This window comes from Duncaniella muricolitica, assembly GCF_910574735.1.
Taxonomy (GTDB): domain Bacteria; phylum Bacteroidota; class Bacteroidia; order Bacteroidales; family Muribaculaceae; genus Duncaniella; species Duncaniella muricolitica.
This window is the reverse complement of record NZ_CAJTCF010000161.1, coordinates 1-1,188: the sequence shown is the minus strand read 5'-3', so window position 1 is coordinate 1,188 and position 1,188 is coordinate 1. Positions and strand designations below refer to the sequence as shown.

Annotated in this window: 1 protein-coding gene; it reads right to left on the bottom strand. The window is 39.5% G+C overall.

Annotation, left to right across the window (positions count from 1 at the left end):
- Positions 1-712: 712 nt before the first annotated feature.
- Entirely contained in the window at positions 713-997 is a 285-nt protein-coding gene (locus tag QGT73_RS17290; RefSeq protein ID WP_123618554.1) for a hypothetical protein, read from the bottom strand.
- Between the last annotated feature and the right edge of the window lie 191 nt (positions 998-1,188).

Below are 1,188 nucleotides of genomic sequence, written 5' to 3'. Positions count from 1 at the left end.
TTTGCTCATGGTTATTCATGGTTTGTTTGACGACACCAAAAATAACTAATTAGGGCTGACTCCTGCAAATGGTAATCGACTTTTGTCGCTTGCCTTAGCAAGAATCAGCCCTAATTTTTCAATCGCTCAAAAAAAGTTTAGCGGACAGTAATATTTCTTTTTCAAAAAAACAAAATTTCAAAATCGAGTTTTCAAAACGTCGTCGCCGTCGTCTTTTCTTCGCGCGCACGCTCGACAACATCAACGACAGTTGATGTTTCTTGTATTTATATTTTACTTGGAGTGTAACGGAAAGTAAAGTATAAATACTTTACTTTCTTTTGTGTACTTAATTCCGGAATTAAATGGGGGTAACCCATAGTTTACTCAAACAAAACCCCTATTAAGTTTGAGGAAACCCATAGTTGGCCTATAGTTTACTCAAACAAAACGCGAGTTAGCCTATAGTTTCCTCTTTTTATGTCGTAAGAAACGCTCAAAACTTAATGCCTTGAAAAACAGGATATTAAAATTTAAGTTTTTCGCGATAAAAGCGAGGTTACCGAGAGTTTTGTCGAACTTAATATGAAGCCAGCCCCCCGTTTCCTCAAACAAAACCCCCATTAAGTTTGAGGAAACCCCATGCAAAATCAACATAATTTTCACAATTTGACGATAAAAAACCGCCGACGGATTGTCAGGCGGTTGCTGTCTAAAGTGGAAGCCGAGTAGATTACTCGTCCTCTCCAGCCAATTCTGCGAGGCGGTCTTCGATTGTCTTCTCCTTTTCTCCGGTGGTGAGATCAATAGCTGTGGCTTGCATTTTGGGCATCGTGTATTGCATGAGTCTCTCTGCAATCACGAGCCGGTCTTTTGGATCAAGAGCCATAAAGTCGGAAGTCATAAGGCCGCTGTTGGAATAATCGGCAAGTAAGGACACAATGACCTCCTTGCCCAACATGGTTGATTTGTTGGGTGTGCCCTTCTTTCGTCCTCCTGTCTTCTTTCCTATTGCCATGCAGTTAAAGTTAATACGTCACCACAAAGATAATAATGTAAATTCGCACACATAATTTAAGTTTAACTAATCATATTCAGTCACTACTGTCCACTAAAAATGGACGGGGTTAAAAATTAAATAAATTCGGTTCACTTGAACCATAGAGAACATTGACATTTTTGAAATTCGATTTGTCGAAGAGGTCTCCC